At 66.7% G+C, this 15,703-nt stretch carries 15 protein-coding genes, 1 tRNA gene and 1 pseudogene; 14 read left to right on the top strand and 3 right to left on the bottom strand.

What is annotated here, in order from left to right; translation table 11 throughout:
• Positions 1-5: 5 nt before the first annotated feature.
• The 5 genes from steA to xerD all read left to right on the top strand — a co-directional run bounded on the left by steA (position 6) and on the right by xerD (position 5,591).
• Entirely contained in the window at positions 6-1,187 is a 1,182-nt protein-coding gene (gene steA, locus ACIUM1_RS02840) for a putative cytokinetic ring protein SteA (RefSeq protein ID WP_406815786.1), read from the top strand.
• Between the two features lie 23 nt (positions 1,188-1,210).
• Positions 1,211-2,155 (top strand): copper transporter, encoded by a 945-nt coding sequence (locus ACIUM1_RS02835; protein WP_406815785.1) that lies wholly within the window; start codon positions 1,211-1,213, stop codon positions 2,153-2,155.
• 142 nt (positions 2,156-2,297) lie between these two features.
• Positions 2,298-4,040, top strand: coding sequence for a CTP synthase (locus ACIUM1_RS02830; protein ID WP_406815784.1), 1,743 nt, complete (start codon positions 2,298-2,300; stop codon positions 4,038-4,040).
• Positions 4,033-4,656, top strand: a complete 624-nt coding sequence (locus ACIUM1_RS02825; protein WP_406815783.1) for an NUDIX domain-containing protein — start codon at positions 4,033-4,035, stop codon at positions 4,654-4,656. The genes ACIUM1_RS02830 and ACIUM1_RS02825 overlap by 8 nt, the downstream gene beginning before the upstream one ends.
• Positions 4,653-5,591 (top strand): site-specific tyrosine recombinase XerD, encoded by a 939-nt coding sequence (gene xerD, locus ACIUM1_RS02820; RefSeq protein WP_406815781.1) that lies wholly within the window; start codon positions 4,653-4,655, stop codon positions 5,589-5,591. The genes ACIUM1_RS02825 and xerD overlap by 4 nt, the downstream gene beginning before the upstream one ends.
• 5 nt (positions 5,592-5,596) lie before the next feature.
• On the opposite strand, the gene ACIUM1_RS02815 is transcribed toward xerD, so the two are convergent.
• Positions 5,597-6,349 (bottom strand): O-methyltransferase, encoded by a 753-nt coding sequence (locus ACIUM1_RS02815; RefSeq protein ID WP_406815780.1) that lies wholly within the window; start codon positions 6,347-6,349, stop codon positions 5,597-5,599.
• Between the two features lie 278 nt (positions 6,350-6,627).
• Here ACIUM1_RS02815 and ACIUM1_RS02810 point away from each other — a divergent pair, with 278 nt between their 5' ends.
• The 7 genes from ACIUM1_RS02810 (at position 6,628) to ACIUM1_RS02780 (ending at position 12,080) form a co-directional block, all read left to right on the top strand.
• Entirely contained in the window at positions 6,628-7,491 is an 864-nt protein-coding gene (locus ACIUM1_RS02810; RefSeq protein ID WP_406815779.1) for a ParA family protein, read from the top strand.
• The gene (locus ACIUM1_RS02805) at positions 7,488-8,303 is read left to right on the top strand and encodes a segregation/condensation protein A (RefSeq protein WP_406815778.1); all 816 of its coding nucleotides are present in this window, start codon (positions 7,488-7,490) and stop codon (positions 8,301-8,303) included. Before ACIUM1_RS02810 ends, ACIUM1_RS02805 begins: the two co-directional genes overlap by 4 nt.
• A gap of 1 nt (position 8,304) precedes the next feature.
• On the top strand, positions 8,305-9,000 hold the full coding sequence (gene scpB, locus ACIUM1_RS02800; protein ID WP_406815777.1) for an SMC-Scp complex subunit ScpB: 696 nt from the start codon (positions 8,305-8,307) through the stop codon (positions 8,998-9,000).
• A complete protein-coding gene (locus tag ACIUM1_RS02795; protein WP_406815776.1) occupies positions 9,000-9,743 on the top strand; it encodes a pseudouridine synthase in 744 nt (247 codons plus the stop codon). The genes scpB and ACIUM1_RS02795 overlap by 1 nt, the downstream gene beginning before the upstream one ends.
• A complete protein-coding gene (gene cmk / locus ACIUM1_RS02790; protein ID WP_406815775.1) occupies positions 9,740-10,426 on the top strand; it encodes a (d)CMP kinase in 687 nt (228 codons plus the stop codon). Before ACIUM1_RS02795 ends, cmk begins: the two co-directional genes overlap by 4 nt.
• Complete coding sequence (der, locus tag ACIUM1_RS02785) at positions 10,423-11,823, top strand: ribosome biogenesis GTPase Der (protein ID WP_406815774.1); 1,401 nt, start codon at positions 10,423-10,425, stop codon at positions 11,821-11,823. The genes cmk and der overlap by 4 nt, the downstream gene beginning before the upstream one ends.
• Positions 11,824-12,006: 183 nt before the next feature.
• A tRNA-Pro gene (locus tag ACIUM1_RS02780) sits at positions 12,007-12,080 on the top strand.
• A 123-nt stretch (positions 12,081-12,203) separates the two neighbouring features.
• Here the strand turns inward: ACIUM1_RS02780 and ACIUM1_RS02775 are convergent.
• On the bottom strand, positions 12,204-12,755 hold the full coding sequence (locus ACIUM1_RS02775) for a TetR/AcrR family transcriptional regulator (protein ID WP_406815773.1): 552 nt from the start codon (positions 12,753-12,755) through the stop codon (positions 12,204-12,206).
• 99 nt (positions 12,756-12,854) lie between these two features.
• Here ACIUM1_RS02775 and ACIUM1_RS02770 point away from each other — a divergent pair, with 99 nt between their 5' ends.
• Positions 12,855-13,775 carry an oxidoreductase gene (locus ACIUM1_RS02770; RefSeq protein ID WP_406815772.1) on the top strand — a complete coding sequence of 307 codons (921 nt, stop codon included), beginning with the start codon at positions 12,855-12,857 and terminating at the stop codon, positions 13,773-13,775.
• Between the two features lie 185 nt (positions 13,776-13,960).
• Here the strand turns inward: ACIUM1_RS02770 and ACIUM1_RS02765 are convergent.
• Positions 13,961-14,155: pseudogene (locus ACIUM1_RS02765) on the bottom strand (cytochrome P450); the annotation flags it as partial.
• 244 nt (positions 14,156-14,399) lie between these two features.
• Here ACIUM1_RS02765 and ACIUM1_RS02760 point away from each other — a divergent pair.
• Positions 14,400-15,614 carry a cytochrome P450 gene (locus ACIUM1_RS02760; RefSeq protein WP_406815771.1) on the top strand — a complete coding sequence of 405 codons (1,215 nt, stop codon included), beginning with the start codon at positions 14,400-14,402 and terminating at the stop codon, positions 15,612-15,614.
• Positions 15,615-15,703: the final 89 nt, after the last annotated feature.

The following is a 15,703-nucleotide window of genomic DNA, read 5'->3' as shown; positions in this document are numbered from 1 at the left end:
CCCCCATGAAGATGTCAGGCCTGCTCTCCCGTAACCCCGCCCGGCCGGGCCTCGTCGGCACCGCCCGCGTTGACCGGAACATCGACCGCCTGCTGCGCCGGGTCTGCCCCGGCGACATCGTGGTGCTCGACGTCCTGGATCTGGACCGCATCACGGCGGACGCGCTGGTGGAGGCCGACATCGCCGCGGTGGTCAACGCCTCCCCGTCGGTGTCGGGCCGCTACCCGAACATGGGCCCGGAGGTGCTGGTCAACAACGGGGTGACCCTGATCGACGAGGCCGGACCCGACATCTTCAAAAAGGTCAAGGACGGCGCCAAGATCCGCCTGCACGAGGGTGGGGTGTACGCCGGTGACCGCAGGCTGGTCCGCGGGACCGAGCGCACCGACCACGACATCGCCGACCTGATGCGCGAGGCCAAGAGCGGGCTGTCGGCGCATCTGGAGGCGTTCGCGGGCAACACGATCGAGTTCATTAAGAGCGAGAGCCCGCTGCTGATCGACGGCATCGGCATCCCCGACGTCGACGTCGACCTGCGCCGCCGGCACGTGGTGATCGTGGCCGACGAGCCCGACGCCGCCGAGGATCTACGCTCGCTCAAGCCGTTCATCAAGGAGTACCAGCCGGCGCTGATCGGTGTCGGCAGCGGCGCGGACGTGTTGCGCAAAGCGGGCTACCGCCCCCAAATCATCGTCGGTGACCCCGACCAGATCAGTACCGACGCGCTCAAGTGCGGTGCTCAGGTGGTGTTGCCCGCCGACGCCGACGGGCACGCGCCCGGGCTGGAACGGATCCAGGACCTCGGCGTCGGGGCGATGACGTTCCCGGCCGCGGGCTCCGCGATCGATCTGGCCCTGCTGCTCGCCGATCACCACGGCGCCGCGCTGCTGGTGACGGCCGGCCACACCGCCAACATCGAGACGTTCTTCGACCGCACCCGCGCGCACAGCAACCCGTCCACCTTTCTGACCCGGCTGCGGGTGGGGGAAAAGGTGGTGGACGCCAAGGCCGTGGCCACCCTGTACCGCAACCACATCTCCGCGGGAGCCATCGCACTGCTGGCGATGACCATGCTGATCGCCGTCATCGTCGCGCTGTGGGTGTCGCGCACCGACGCCGCGGTGCTGCATTGGGTCACCGACTACTGGAACCACTTCTGCCTGACGGTGCAGAAGTGGGTCACCTAGTTATCGCCGGGACGGTGCGTTAAATGATCTCGTTGCGTCAACATGCCTTGTCGCTGGCCGCTGTCTTCTTGGCGCTGGCCGTGGGAGTCGTGCTGGGCTCCGGCTTCTTGTCGGACACCTTGTTGTCCAGCCTGCGTGACGAGAAGCGCGACCTGAACACCCAGATCAGTGGGCTCAACGACCAGAAGAATGTGCTGAACGAAAAGCTCAGCGCGGCAAACAATTTCGACACCCAACTGGTCGGACGGATAGTGCACGACGCGCTGAGCGGTAAGTCGGTGGTGGTGTTCCGCACCCCGGACGCCAAGGACGATGACGTGGCCGCGGTGTCGAAGTTCATCGGCCAGGCCGGTGGGGCGGTCACCGGGACGGTGTCGCTGACGCAGGAGTTCGTCGAGGCCAACTCGGCGGAGAAGCTGCAGACGGTGGTCAACTCGTCGGTGCTGCCCGCGGGCCAGCAGCTGAGCACCAAGCTCGTCGACCAGGGTTCGCAGGCGGGCGACCTGATGGGCATCGCCCTGCTCGTTAACCCCAGCCCGGCGGTGCCGGCGGTGGATGACGTCCAGCGCAACACCGTGCTGGCCGCGCTGCGCGACACCGGCTTCATCACCTATCAGGCAATCGATCACATGGGCGCGGCCAACGCCGCCCTGGTCGTCACGGGCGGCTCGCTGCCCCAGGACGCCGGCAACAAGGGCGTCAGCGTCGCCCGGTTCGCGGCCGCGCTGGCTCCGCACGGTTCGGGCACCCTGCTCGCCGGGCGGGACGGTTCGGCGACCGGTGCTGCCGCGGTGGCCGTGACCCGCGCCGACGCCGCGATGAACTCGGCGATCAGCACGGTCGATGACGTCGATGTCGCACCGGGCCGCATCACCGCGGTGCTGGGCCTGCACGACCTGCTGGGCGGTGGTCACGCCGGGCAGTACGGCACCGGGCACGGGGCGACGTCCATCACGGTGCCTCAATAGCCTCAACAAAGGTGGCGTAGCGGGCGTGTTAGCCGCGGCACAGCGCGGTGGATGTTAGGGTGGGTTTCCGTGGGTCGGCAGGCCCATCTAGTTATTCGCTAGAACAATTTTGACGCCCTGCCCGTCTTCACGGAGGTCGCCTGTGCGAAAGCACCCGCAATCCGCCACCAAGCACCTCTTCGTCAGCGGGGGCGTCGCTTCCTCGTTGGGCAAGGGGTTGACCGCCAGCAGCCTTGGTCAGCTACTGACGGCCCGCGGGTTGTACGTGACGATGCAAAAGCTCGATCCGTACCTCAACGTCGATCCGGGCACCATGAACCCGTTCCAGCACGGCGAGGTCTTCGTCACCGAGGACGGCGCCGAAACCGACCTCGACGTCGGCCATTACGAACGGTTCCTGGACCGCGATCTGTCCGGTTCGGCCAATGTCACTACGGGGCAGGTGTATTCGACCGTCATCGCCAAGGAGCGGCGGGGCGAATACCTCGGCGACACCGTCCAGGTGATTCCGCACATCACCGACGAGATCAAAGGGCGCATCATGTCGATGGCCCAGCCCGACGCCCAGGGCAACCGGCCCGACGTGGTCATCACCGAGATCGGCGGCACCGTCGGCGACATCGAGTCGCAGCCCTTCCTGGAGGCGGCGCGTCAGGTGCGCCACGATCTGGGCCGCGAAAACGTCTTCTTCCTGCACGTCTCGCTGGTGCCCTACCTGGCCCCCTCGGGCGAACTCAAGACCAAACCCACCCAGCACTCGGTGGCGGCGCTGCGCAGCATCGGTATCACCCCCGACGCGCTGATCCTGCGCTGCGACCGCGACGTCCCCGAAGCGCTGAAGAACAAGATCGCGCTGATGTGTGACGTCGACATCGACGGCGTCATCTCCACCCCGGACGCGCCGTCGATCTATGACATCCCGAAGGTGTTGCACCGCGAGGAACTCGACGCCTACGTGGTGCGCCGGCTCAACCTGCCGTTCCGCGACGTCGACTGGACCGAATGGGACGACCTGCTGCGCCGGGTGCACGAGCCGCACGAGATCGTGCGAATCGCGTTGGTGGGCAAGTACGTTGAGCTTTCCGACGCCTATCTGTCGGTCACCGAGGCGCTGCGGGCCGGCGGGTTCAAGCACCACGCCAAGGTGGAGCTGGTCTGGGTGCCCTCCGACGACTGCGAGAGCGGAGCCGGTGCCGCGGCGGCGCTGGGCGACGTGCACGGCGTGCTGATCCCCGGCGGGTTCGGCATCCGCGGCATCGAGGGCAAGATCGGCGCCATTCGCCACGCCCGCACCCGGGGGTTGCCGGTGCTCGGTCTGTGCCTGGGCCTGCAATGCATCGTGATCGAGGCGGCCCGCGCCGCCGGCCTGGCCGAGGCCAATTCGGCGGAGTTCGACCCGGACACACTCGACCCCGTCATCTCCACGATGGCCGACCAGGTGGATATCGTCGCCGGCGCGGCCGACCTGGGCGGCACCATGCGGCTGGGCGCCTACCCCGCCGTGCTTGAACCGGAATCGATTGTGGCCCAAGCCTATGGCGCCACCGAGGTGTCCGAGCGTCACCGGCATCGCTACGAGGTCAACAACGCCTACCGCGACAAGATCGCAGAGAGCGGCTTGCGGTTCTCCGGGACGTCCCCGGACGGCCACCTGGTGGAGTTTGTCGAGTATCCACCGGACGTGCACCCGTTCATCGTCGGAACTCAGGCTCACCCGGAGCTGAAGAGCCGGCCCACCCGGCCGCACCCGCTGTTCGTCGCATTCGTCGGCGCGGCCATCGACTACAAGGCGGGCGAGCTGCTGCCCGTCGAGATACCCGAGCACTCGTCGAACGGCAATCAGGTCAAAGAGCGGTCGCTACCTGAACCCGCAGCCCGTGGCTGAGCACGTCTTCGAGACTACGTCGTCCGAGACCTTATACACCGGAAAGATTTTCGCGCTGCGGCGCGACCAGGTTCAGATGCCGGGCGGCAACGAAGTCACCAGGGAGGTCGTCGAGCACTTCGGCGCCGTCGCCGTGGTGGCGATGGACGACGACGACAACATCCTCATGGTCTATCAGTATCGGCACCCGCTCGGTCGCCGGCTGTGGGAGCTGCCCGCCGGGCTGCTCGACGTCCACGGCGAGGCGCCGCATCTGACCGCGGCCAGGGAGCTGCGGGAAGAGGCCGGCCTGCAAGCCGATGACTGGCGGGTGCTGGTAGACCTGGATTCCACGCCCGGCTTCAGCGACGAATCGGTGCGCGTCTATCTGGCAACCGAATTGAGCCAAGTGGATCGGCCCGAGGCGCATGACGAAGAAGCCGACATGAAGCTGCAGTGGTTTTCCCTGGAGGATGCCGCGCAGCGGGCACTCGGCGGTGAGATCGTCAATGCCATTGCCGTCGCTGGGATTATGGCCGCACACGTGGTCACCAGAGAGTTCATGCACACGCGCCCGGTGGGCAGTCCGTGGAAAGACAAGCCGACCGCATTCGCGGCCCGGAAGGCCTCGCGGTGAAAGCTGCCCTGGAGTCACAGCTACAGGGCTACCTCGACCACCTGACAATCGAGCGCGGCGTGGCCGCCAACACGCTGAGCTCGTACCGCCGGGACCTGCGCCGGTACACGAAACACTTGTCGGACCGCGGAATTCACGATTTGGCCAAGGTGGCCGAGAACGACGTCAGCGAGTTTCTGGTGGCGCTGCGCCGCGGGGACCCCGACACCGGGGCCGCCGCGCTGTCGGCGGTGTCGGCGGCGCGGGCGCTGATCGCGGTGCGTGGCCTGCATCGGTTCGCCGCCGCCGAAGGCCTGGCCGAACTCGACGTGGCGCGCGCTGTCCGGCCGCCGACGCCGGGCCGCCGGCTGCCCAAAAGCCTGACCATCGACCAGGTCCTGGCGCTGCTGGAGGGCGCGGGCGGCGAGAGCCCGGCCGACGGCCCGTTGACCCTGCGCAACCGGGCGCTGCTGGAACTGCTGTACTCCACCGGCGCGCGGATCTCCGAGGCCGTCGGCCTGGACGTCGACGACGTCGACACGCACGCCCGGTCGGTGTTGTTGCGTGGCAAGGGCGGCAAGCAGCGGCTGGTGCCGATCGGCCGTCCGGCCGTCGCCGCGCTGGATTCCTATCTGGTGCGAGGCCGCTCGGAGCTGGCCCGGCGCGGGCGCGGAACGCCGGGCATCTTCCTCAATGTGCGCGGCGGCCGGTTGTCGCGGCAGAGCGCGTGGCAGGTCCTGCAGGACGCGGCCGAGCGCGCCGGGATCACCTCGGGAGTGTCGCCGCACATGCTGCGGCATTCCTTCGCCACCCACCTGCTGGAGGGCGGCGCCGACGTGCGCGTCGTGCAGGAGCTGCTGGGTCACGCCTCGGTGACGACGACGCAGATCTACACCATGGTCACCGTGCACGCGCTGCGCGAGGTGTGGGCCGAAGCCCACCCCCGGGCGCAGTAGCTTTATCAGCCCCGGTATTCCGACTCCAGCACCAGATCCGGTACCAGTGTTTGGTATTCCAGGTGCGTCTTGTGCTCGACGGTGTTCCACAGCTCGCCCTGGTGCCGGCGCATGTACTCGCGGTACTTCGGTGCGCCCGGCACCCGGACGTTGTCGGCGACCACGATCGAGCCCGTATGCAGCCAGCCGCGCTCCAGGATGCTCGCCAGGTCGTTCAGGTAGGCGTCCTTATCGTGGTCGAGAAACACGAAATCGAGTGTGCCGTCGCGAAATCCATGCTCGTTGGCCAGCGCGTCGAGGGTGCGGCCGCCATCGCCGATGGTGCCGACCACGCAGGTGACCCGGTCGGCGACACCGGCGTGCGCCCAGATCCGCCGGGCGTTGGCGGCGTTGGCCTCGGCGAGTTCGACGGAGTACACCCTCGCGTTCGGGGCGGCCCTGGCGATCCGCAGCGCGCCGTATCCGACGTAGGTGCCCAGCTCGAGGGCCAGCGCCGGCTCGGCGCGGCGCACCGCGGCGTCGAGCAGCAGTCCCTTCTCGTCGCCGACGTTGATCAGCATCGACTTGTCGTAGGCGAATTTGTCGATGGCGGCCAGCACGTCGTCGATGTCGCCGGCCTGCGCGTTGTGCAGGACGTATTCGACAGCGGCGGCTTCGCGTCCATCACCCATCTGGCCCGTGATGGTGATGTTGCGATTCCCGGTAGCCATCCGCCAGACCGACCAACGCAGCAGAGGTATCCGTCGCTTGAGATTCATAGCCGCCACGATAGGCGGGTGGCGATTTCGGTCGGACCCGCCGCGGGGCGGCGGCGGGTGATTGCCGGAGGCGATTGCGTCGGTGCAAGCGCGTTTTCGGAGCCGGATCCGCCCCGGAAATTGGTGCTGCTGTGACTGAAGTGAATAGGCTGTCGGAATGTGCGTTTCACCACCGAGGTTTGTCCATATTGGCTGGTTAATTGCCTGCGGGTCGCCCGGTTTCGTGCGCCGAACCCGTTAGACTTTCCGTCGATGTTCACCTCCCGAACACCCCCGCCATGACCGAGCAGCCGGACAACGGCGTCGAGCTCGGTCTGACCGGGCGGCCGCCGCGGGCGATCCCGGAGCCACAGCCGCGCACCTCGCACGGCCCGGCCAAAGTCGTCGCCATGTGCAACCAGAAGGGCGGCGTCGGCAAGACCACGTCCACGATCAACCTGGGTGCGGCGCTCGCTGAATACGGCCGCCGGGTGCTGCTGGTGGACATGGACCCGCAGGGCGCGCTGTCCGCGGGCCTGGGCGTCCCGCACTACGAGCTGGACAAGACCATCCACAACGTGCTGGTCGAGCCGCGGGTGTCGATCGACGACGTGCTGCTGCAGACCCGGGTCAAGCACATGGATCTGGTGCCCAGCAACATCGACCTGTCGGCCGCCGAGATTCAGCTGGTCAACGAGGTGGGCCGGGAACAGACGCTGGGCCGCGCCCTGCACCCGGTGCTGGACCGCTACGACTACGTGCTGATCGACTGCCAGCCTTCGCTGGGGCTGCTCACCGTCAACGGCCTGGCTTGCGCCGACGGCGTGGTGATCCCCACCGAGTGCGAGTACTTCTCGCTGCGCGGGCTGGCGTTGCTGACCGACACCGTCGACAAGGTGCGCGACCGGCTCAACCCGAAGCTCGAGATCAGCGGGATCCTGCTCACCCGGTACGACCCCCGCACGGTCAACTCGCGCGAGGTGATGGCCCGTGTGGTGGGGCGCTTCGGTGACCTGGTGTTCGACACCGTGATCACCCGGACCGTCCGGTTTCCGGAGACCAGCGTCGCCGGCGAACCCATCACCACCTGGGCCCCGAGATCGACCGGGGCCATCGCCTATCGCGCGCTGGCCCGCGAGTTCATCGACCGATTCGGCGCGTGAACCCGACCGAAACCGGTGAGGCGACACAGCAGAACGGCTTCCAGGTTCGCCTGACCAATTTCGAGGGTCCGTTCGACCTGCTGCTGCAGCTGATCTTCGCCCATCGCCTCGACGTGACCGAGGTGGCGCTGCACCAGGTCACCGACGACTTCATCGCCTATACCCGCGAAATCGGTCCGCAGCTGGAGCTGGAGGAGACCACGGCGTTCCTGGTGGTCGCCGCGACCCTGCTGGATTTGAAGGCGGCGCGGCTGCTGCCCGCCGGACGGGTCGACGACGACGAAGATCTGGCGCTGCTGGAGGTGCGCGACCTGCTGTTCGCCCGGCTGCTGCAGTACCGCGCGTTCAAGCACGTCGCCGAGATGTTCGCCGAACTCGAGGCCACGGCGTTGCGCAGTTATCCGCGCTCGGTGTCGCTGGAGGAGCGGTTCACCGAACTGCTGCCCGAGGTGATGATCGGCGTGGACGCCGAACGCTTCGCCCAGATCGCCGCGATCGCGTTCAGCCCGCGACCCGTCCCGACGGTGTCCGTCGGGCACCTGCACCAGGTCCAGGTCTCGGTTCCCGAGCAGGCCAAGAAGCTGCTGGCCATTCTGGAAGCGCGGGGCAGCGGCGCGTGGGCCACCTTCTCCGAGCTGGTCGCCGATTGCGAGGCATCGATGGAGGTGGTCGGGCGGTTCCTGGCGCTGCTCGAACTGTATCGGTCCCGGGCGGTAGCATTCGACCAGTCAGAGCCGCTTGGCGTGCTCCAAATCTCATGGACCGGGGAACGTCCGGCCAGTGAAGCCTTGGTAGAAGTGCGGGACGAATAGGTTGAGTGAAGAACTGCCCGAGATCGACCTGGATTCAGGCATTCCGGACATCGCCGAGGTCGCGCCCATGGAGTCCGAGGAACTCGGCTCGGTGCTGGAGGCGCTGCTGCTGGTGGTGGACACCCCGGTCACCGCGGAGGCGCTGGCGTCGGCCACCCAGCAGCCGGTGTACCGGATCGCCACCAAATTGCAGGAGATATCCGAGCAACTGACCGAACGCGACAGCGGCATCGACCTCCGGCAAAACAGCGAGGGCTGGCGGATGTACACCCGCGCCCGGTTCGCGCCCTATGTCGAGAAGCTGCTGCTGGACGGCGCGCGGTCCAAGCTCACCCGGGCCGCGTTGGAGACACTGGCCGTGGTCGCCTACCGCCAGCCCGTGACCCGCGCGCGGGTGAGCGCGGTGCGCGGTGTCAACGTCGACGCCGTGATGCGCACGCTGCTGGCGCGCGGCCTGATCACCGAGGCCGGAGTCGACGAGGACACCGGCGCGACGACGTTCGCCACCACCGACCTGTTCCTGGAGCGCCTGGGGCTGACCTCGCTGGCCGACCTGCCGGATATCGCGCCGCTGCTTCCCGACGTCGACACGATCGAGGATCTCAGCGAATCCCTGGACAGCGAGCCGCGGTTCATCAAACTCTCCGGCGGTCAGCCGTCCGACCAGGCGCTGACGTTCGACGTGGACCAGGATTGATGGACGACGCTCAGGGGATCCGGCTGCAAAAAGTGTTGTCCCAGGCCGGAATTGCGTCGCGGCGGGCCGCCGAGAAGTTGATCATCGACGGCCGCGTCGAGGTGGACGGGCAGGTGGTGACCGAGCTGGGCACCCGCGTGGACCCGGACTCCTCGGTGATCCGCGTGGACGGCGCCCGGGTGGTGCTCGACGACTCGCAGGTCTACCTGGCGCTGAACAAGCCGCGCGGTGTGCACTCGACCATGTCCGACGACCACGGCCGCCCGTGCATCGGAGATCTGGTGGAGCGCAAGGTGCGCGGCAACAAGAACCTGTTTCACGTCGGGCGGTTGGACGCCGACACCGAAGGGCTGATCCTGCTGACCAACGACGGCGAGCTCGCCCACCGCCTGATGCATCCCTCCCACGAGGTGCCCAAGACCTACCTGGCGACGGTCACCGGTTCGGTGCCCCGGGGGCTCGGCAAGAAGCTGCGCGCCGGCATCGAATTGGACGACGGGGTGGCCAAACTCGACGAGTTCGCGGTGGTGGACGCCATTCCCGGCAAGACGCTGGTGCGGGTGACGTTGCACGAGGGGCGCAATCGCATCGTGCGCCGGCTGCTGGCGACCGCGGGATTCCCGGTGGAGTCGCTGGTGCGCACCGACATCGGGCCCGTGTCGCTGGGCAAGCAGCGCCCGGGTACCTTCCGGGCGCTGGCGCAGCACGAGATCGGCCAGCTGTACAAAGCGGTGGGCCTGTGAGCTCTGGCATCGTCATTGCCATCGACGGCCCGGCCGGCACCGGAAAATCGTCGGTGTCAAAGGGATTGGCGAAAGCACTGGGCGCCCGCTACCTGGACACCGGCGGGATGTACCGGATGGTGACGCTGGCGGTATTGCGAGCCGACATCGACCCCGCGGATGGCGAAGCCGTCGCGCACACGGCGGAAGCGGTGCGGATGTCGGTGGACTACCACCCCGATGGCGACCGTTATTTCCTTGACGGAGAGGATGTTTCGGCCGAGATCCGCGGCGACCGGGTCACCGCCGCGGTGTCGGCAGTGTCCGCGATTCCCGCCGTGCGCACCCGGCTGGTGGACCTGCAGCGCGAAATGGCCGAGGGCCCGGGCAGTATCGTCGTCGAGGGCCGCGACATCGGCACCGTCGTGCTGCCCGACGCGCCGGTGAAGATCTTCCTGACGGCCTCCGCCGAGACCCGGGCGCGGCGGCGCAACGATCAGAACGTGGCGGCCGGGCTGGCCGACGATTACGAGGCGGTGCTGGCGGACGTCCGCCGCCGCGACCATCTGGATTCCACCCGGGCGGTGTCTCCGCTGCGGGCGGCCCCGGACGCAGTGGTGGTCGACACCAGCGAGATGACCGAGGCCCAGGTGATTTCGCACCTGCGGGACCTGGTCGACCAGCGAAGCGGAGCGGTGCGGTGAGTCAAGACGGCACATGGAGCGACGAAAGCGACTGGGATTCAGTCGAATTCGGTCTGGACGAAGCGGAGGAGGCAGGCCCGGCGCCGGTGGTGGCGGTGGTCGGCCGGCCCAACGTCGGCAAGTCGACGCTGGTGAACCGGATCCTGGGCCGGCGGGAAGCGGTAGTGCAGGACGTCCCGGGCGTCACCCGGGACCGGGTGTCGTACGACGCGCTGTGGACCGGCCGCCGGTTCGTCGTGCAGGACACCGGGGGGTGGGAGCCCGACGCCAAGGGGCTGCAGCAGCTGGTGGCCGAGCAGGCCTCGGTCGCCATGCGCACCGCCGATGCGGTGATCCTGGTGGTCGACGCCGTCGTCGGCGCCACCTCGGCCGACGAGGCCGCCGCCCGGATCCTGCTGCGGTCCGGCAAGCCGGTGTTCTTGGCGGCCAACAAGGTTGACAGCGACAAGGTCGAGGCGGACGCCGCGATGCTGTGGTCGCTGGGGCTCGGGGAGCCGTACGCGATCAGCGCGATACACGGTCGGGGAGTGGCGGATCTGCTCGACGCGGTGCTGGCCGCGCTGCCCGAGGTGTCCGAGGTGGCGCCCACGTCCGGTGGCCCGCGGCGCGTCGCGCTGGTCGGCAAGCCCAACGTCGGAAAGAGCTCGCTGCTGAACAAGCTCGCCGGCGATCAGCGGTCGGTGGTGCACGACGTCGCCGGGACGACGGTGGACCCGGTGGATTCGCTGATCGAGCTGGGCGACAGGGTGTGGCGGTTCGTCGACACCGCGGGTCTGCGGCGCAAGGTCGGCCAGGCCAGCGGGCACGAGTTCTACGCCTCGGTGCGCACGCATTCGGCCATCGACGCGGCCGAGGTGGTGATCGTGCTGATCGATGGGTCGGAGCCGCTCACCGAACAGGACCAGCGGGTGCTGTCGATGGTCATCGAGTCCGGCCGCGCCCTGGTGCTGGCCTTCAACAAGTGGGACTTGGTGGACGAAGACCGCCGCGAACTGCTGGAGCGCGAAATCGACCGGGAACTGGTGCAGCTGCGGTGGGCGCCGCGCGTCAACATCTCCGCGAAAACCGGGCGGGCGCTGCAGAAGCTGGTGCCCGCCCTGGACACCGCGCTGGCGTCGTGGGATGCGCGGATCCCGACCGGCCCGCTGAATTCGTGGCTCAAGGAGGTGGTGGCGGCCACGCCGCCCCCGGTGCGTGGGGGCAAGCAGCCGCGCATCCTGTTCGCCACCCAGGCCACCGCGCGGCCCCCGACGTTCGTGCTGTTCACCACCGGTTTTCTGGAGGCCGGGTATCGGCGCTTCCTGGAGCGCCGGCTGCGCGAGGCCTTCGGGTTCGAGGGGTCGCCGATCCGGATCAACGTGCGGGTGCGCGAAAAGCGGGGAGCCCGGCGGCGCTGAGCTGAGCGCGGCCTCTCCTGGCACGTTGACTCTGCATCCACGGCGGGAATCGGCGACTTTTGCCACCCTCAGCACACACTCAACGCCGTCAGTGCACACTCGACGCGCTCCGCGAGGCCGTGCCAAGGCGGTGGCGCGTTTACGGTAGGCTTTCGACCTGCTGCCGGTGCATGCACCGGCGCGCGGGCTGTGGCGCAGTTTGGTAGCGCACTTGACTGGGGGTCAAGTGGTCGCAGGTTCAAATCCTGTCAGCCCGACAGCAGTCAGAGGCGGTTTGCCGCTAGAGGACCAATACCTAGCACCTCGCCACGAAGGGCGGTCGACGGCGCCGCCCGCGCAACCTCTATGTCGCGTGGGAGGTGAGGTGAAGCTCGCCAGCTTCAATCGCCATTGAACGATGCGCCCAGAAAGCGCTCTACCAGTGCGTGCTGGGCAGCGCTGTCTCTGACAGGCCAGCACAATAGAGCTAGGAAGACCCGGATGAGCCATTGCGCCGCGAGAGGGTCTTGATTGTCCTCTCCGAGCATCTCGGCGGCAAAGCTGGCGATCACGGGCGAGGTGGTCACCCAATCAACGTCAGGCGCTATCTGGAAGGATGACATCGACTCGACCACGGGATCTGACTGGATGCGTTGTAGCGCCGAAAGCGTTGCTTTGACAACGCGATCCGAACCGCTAAGTCCGTCGATGGCGTCACGTACAGAATGCAGGATCCGGGTGGCCTGGATCGCTACGACGGCGTCGCGAATGGCTGCCTTGCCGCCAGCGCGCCGATAAATAGTCGCGGGCGAGCAATGGATCCTCGCGGCCAGCGCTTCGATAGTGAAAGCGTCATAACCGACCTCGGCGATGAGGTCGGCGGCCGCGGCGTAGATCTTGTCCGCGGCGGCGCTATTCCGGTCTGCCCCGACCAGCCAATCAATCTTCGGCATGGGTCAATGCTGCCTGCAAATGCGACCAGATGGAACGCTTCCCTCACGGTGAGATGGCGCCGGAGGCAATTATCACCGAAAGTGCCTGTTGAAAGATCGATGCTGAGGAGAGCGACTCGCTCCGGCTCGCGACTCGATTATCAACTTCGCCGCACGTCATTGACCTCACTGAATACTGGGCTCGGCTACGACACTGCACGCGCGCTCGCCCAGCATGGCGCCTCGGTAGTTCTTGCAGTACGCGATGTCGACAAGGGAGAGGTCGCCCGCAAGCGCATTCTCGAAGTGGCGCCGGATGCCGACGTGAGCGTCCAAGCCCTCGATCTGAGCTCGTTGCAAGCGGTGCGCTCCGCTGCCCAGGCCCTAAAGAACGAGCACGCCCGCACCGACTTGCTCATCAATAATGCCGCGGTGGCGTTCCCGCCCAAGACGACGACACCTGACGGGTTCGAGTTGCAGTTCGCCACCGACCACCTCGGCCACTTTGCGCTGACGGGACTGCTGCTCGAGAACATGCTCGGCGTCGACGGGGCTCGCGTGGTGGTGGTGGCAAGTTTGGACCACAAGCTCGGCGGTGCCATCCATTTCGACGATCTCCAGTGGGAGCGCCGGTACAGCAGTGCGCTGGCCTACGCTCAGTCGAAGCTGGCGAACCTGATGTTCTGCTACGCATTTCATCGTCGGCTGGTCAAGTCGGGCGCGCCGCTGATGACGGTGACTGCGCATCCCGGCTATACAAAGTCCGACCTCTTCCGCAACATGGCCAAACCGGTCCAGGCGATGATGAAGTTCTCGGACCGTTTCATCGGCCAGGATCCCGCGAAGGGCGCACTGCCACAGCTGTACGCCGCGACGATGCCTGATGTGCAGGGCGGCCAGTACTGGGGACCGGACGGATTCCTGGAGATGGCGGGCTACCCCACGCTCGTCCATTCCAGTAAGAAGTCCTACGACCAACGGGTGCAGGAACGTTTGTGGACTGTCTCCGAGGAGTTGACTGGTGTCACGTATCCGGTCTGACCGCTACCACCCCGACCTGAGGAAAATCGCGCGGGTGCTTCCCCGGTCGCCGTTCAACACAGTGACGCTGCCGGCGATACGCCGCCTGACCCGATTCGCCCCGTCCGCGCGCGAGGGTGTCGAGGTCCTCACCATCACACCAACTTGTTGAATTCCTGCAGGAGATCGTGGTCTGCAGCCATCGGAGTGATCTGCGAGACTCGGTTGGTGAGTTCCCTCAGCACCGCGTGTGCCTCGAGCCGGGCCAACGGCGCGCCGAGACACATGTGGGCGCCGTACCCGAATGCGACATGCATTCTCGGATTGCGGTCGACTCGGAAGGTGTCCGGGTCGTCGAAAACAAGGGGATCGATTGACAGTGCACCTTTTCTCATCGCGACAATTCCGTGCGAGTGCTTCCGGCCGCATACCCGCGCCGGCGGCTGATCGCCGCGGCTCACGCCACCGCATCAGACAATTTTCGGGGCTATCTCTCTCACTATGAGAAACCAGGGCCCAATTTCCTCAAGGCAATGGCTGGTCGTGGGCATTTGGTGAGAGTTGATGGGATTGGCTGGTGGTGCGGGCTTTTTCAACATGGGCGCGGATATTGATTCTGTCTGGCCAGACCCGCAACCTGGATCGGTGACAGTTCTCGCTGAACCGAGCAGCTTCTTCGGCGCCGAGGCGTTGCAGGATCCCTATCCGCTCTACGACCGGATGCGATCAGAGAGCCCGGTGCACCGCATCGGTGACTCGGAGTTCTATGCCGTGTGCGGGTGGGACGCGCTCATCGATGCCGTCGAGCGGGTCGCAGATTTCTCCTCGAACCTGACCGCGACGATGGTGTACCGGCAGGACGGATCAGTAGAGCCGTTTCCCATGATGGAGCCGGGCAGCCCGGGCCACGCCTTGGCCACCGCCGACGATCCGGTGCACGCGGTACACCGAAAGATTCTATTGCCGCATCTGTCGGCAAAGCGCGTTCGCGTCATCGAGGATTTTGCCTGTGACGTCGCCCAAGAATTGTGGGATCAGAATGTGCGTGACGGGCAGATCGAGTGGATGAGCGCGATCGCCAACCGGCTGCCGATGATGGTCGTCGCCAAGCTGCTGGGTCTGCCTGCCACCGACGTCGACGATCTCATCCGGCTGGGATTTGCGACTACCACCCTGCTCGACGGCGTCGTCACCCAGGCTCAGCTGGAGGAAGCCGGGGTCGCGGCCTTCGAGTTGGCGAACTACGTCATGGAGCATTTCGAGAAGGCGGCCGGCAGTGACGAGCCCGGACTGATACCGGATATGGCGGCGCGTTACGCATCCGGCGAGGTTGACCAAGCTGTGGCCATGGGCATCATGCTGACCCTGTTCAGCGCGGCCGGTGAATCGACGGCGTCGCTGCTGGGTAGTGCGGCCTGGATCCTCGCCGAACGCCCGCATATCCAGCAGGAGCTGCGCGACCGCCCAGAGTTGTTGAATGCCTTCATCGAAGAGGCGTTGCGCTACGAACCTCCGTTTCGGGGTCACTACCGACACGTCTGGCGGGACACAGTACTTGGTGGTGTTGAGGTGCCGGCGAATTCGCACCTGCTGTTGATGTGGGGTGCGGCCAATCGCGACCCGACGCACTTCGAGGCGCCGAACGAATTTCGACTCGACCGGACCGGCGCGAAGGGGCACGTGACCTTCGGCAAAGGCGCGCACTTCTGCATAGGCGCGGCGCTGGCGCGATTGGAAGCCCAGATCGTGTTCCGGACGGTGCTGGAGCGCACCACCTGGATTGAAGCGGTCGAGGTGGGGGAGTGGCTGCCGAGTATTTTGGTGCGGCGCCGTAAGCGCCTGCAACTAGCGGTGCGCTAGCTGTCACCGGAGATGGTTATGTGCCAACGTCTTTGACGGACGTCTCTGACCGATTACAGCAATTACATTATGGCACAGTGCTTTCGCAA

Source organism: Mycobacterium sp. M23085, assembly GCF_045343915.1.
Taxonomy (GTDB): Bacteria; Actinomycetota; Actinomycetes; order Mycobacteriales; family Mycobacteriaceae; genus Mycobacterium.
This window is presented reverse-complemented; position numbering and strand designations above follow the sequence as displayed.

Bases quoted from the DNA above. Each gene is read 5' to 3' on its own strand.
- steA (WP_406815786.1), top strand. From the start codon at position 6: ATGAAGATGTCAGGCCTGCTCTCCCGTAACCCCGCCCGGCCGGGCCTC.
- ACIUM1_RS02835 (WP_406815785.1), top strand. From the start codon at position 1,211: ATGATCTCGTTGCGTCAACATGCCTTGTCGCTGGCCGCTGTCTTCTTG.
- ACIUM1_RS02775 (WP_406815773.1), bottom strand. From the start codon at position 12,755: ATGCCGAAGATTGATTGGCTGGTCGGGGCAGACCGGAATAGCGCCGCC.
- ACIUM1_RS02815 (WP_406815780.1), bottom strand. From the start codon at position 6,349: ATGAATCTCAAGCGACGGATACCTCTGCTGCGTTGGTCGGTCTGGCGG.
- ACIUM1_RS02795 (WP_406815776.1), top strand. From the start codon at position 9,000: ATGGACGACGCTCAGGGGATCCGGCTGCAAAAAGTGTTGTCCCAGGCC.
- ACIUM1_RS02810 (WP_406815779.1), top strand. From the start codon at position 6,628: ATGACCGAGCAGCCGGACAACGGCGTCGAGCTCGGTCTGACCGGGCGG.
- ACIUM1_RS02770 (WP_406815772.1), top strand. From the start codon at position 12,855: ATGCTGAGGAGAGCGACTCGCTCCGGCTCGCGACTCGATTATCAACTT.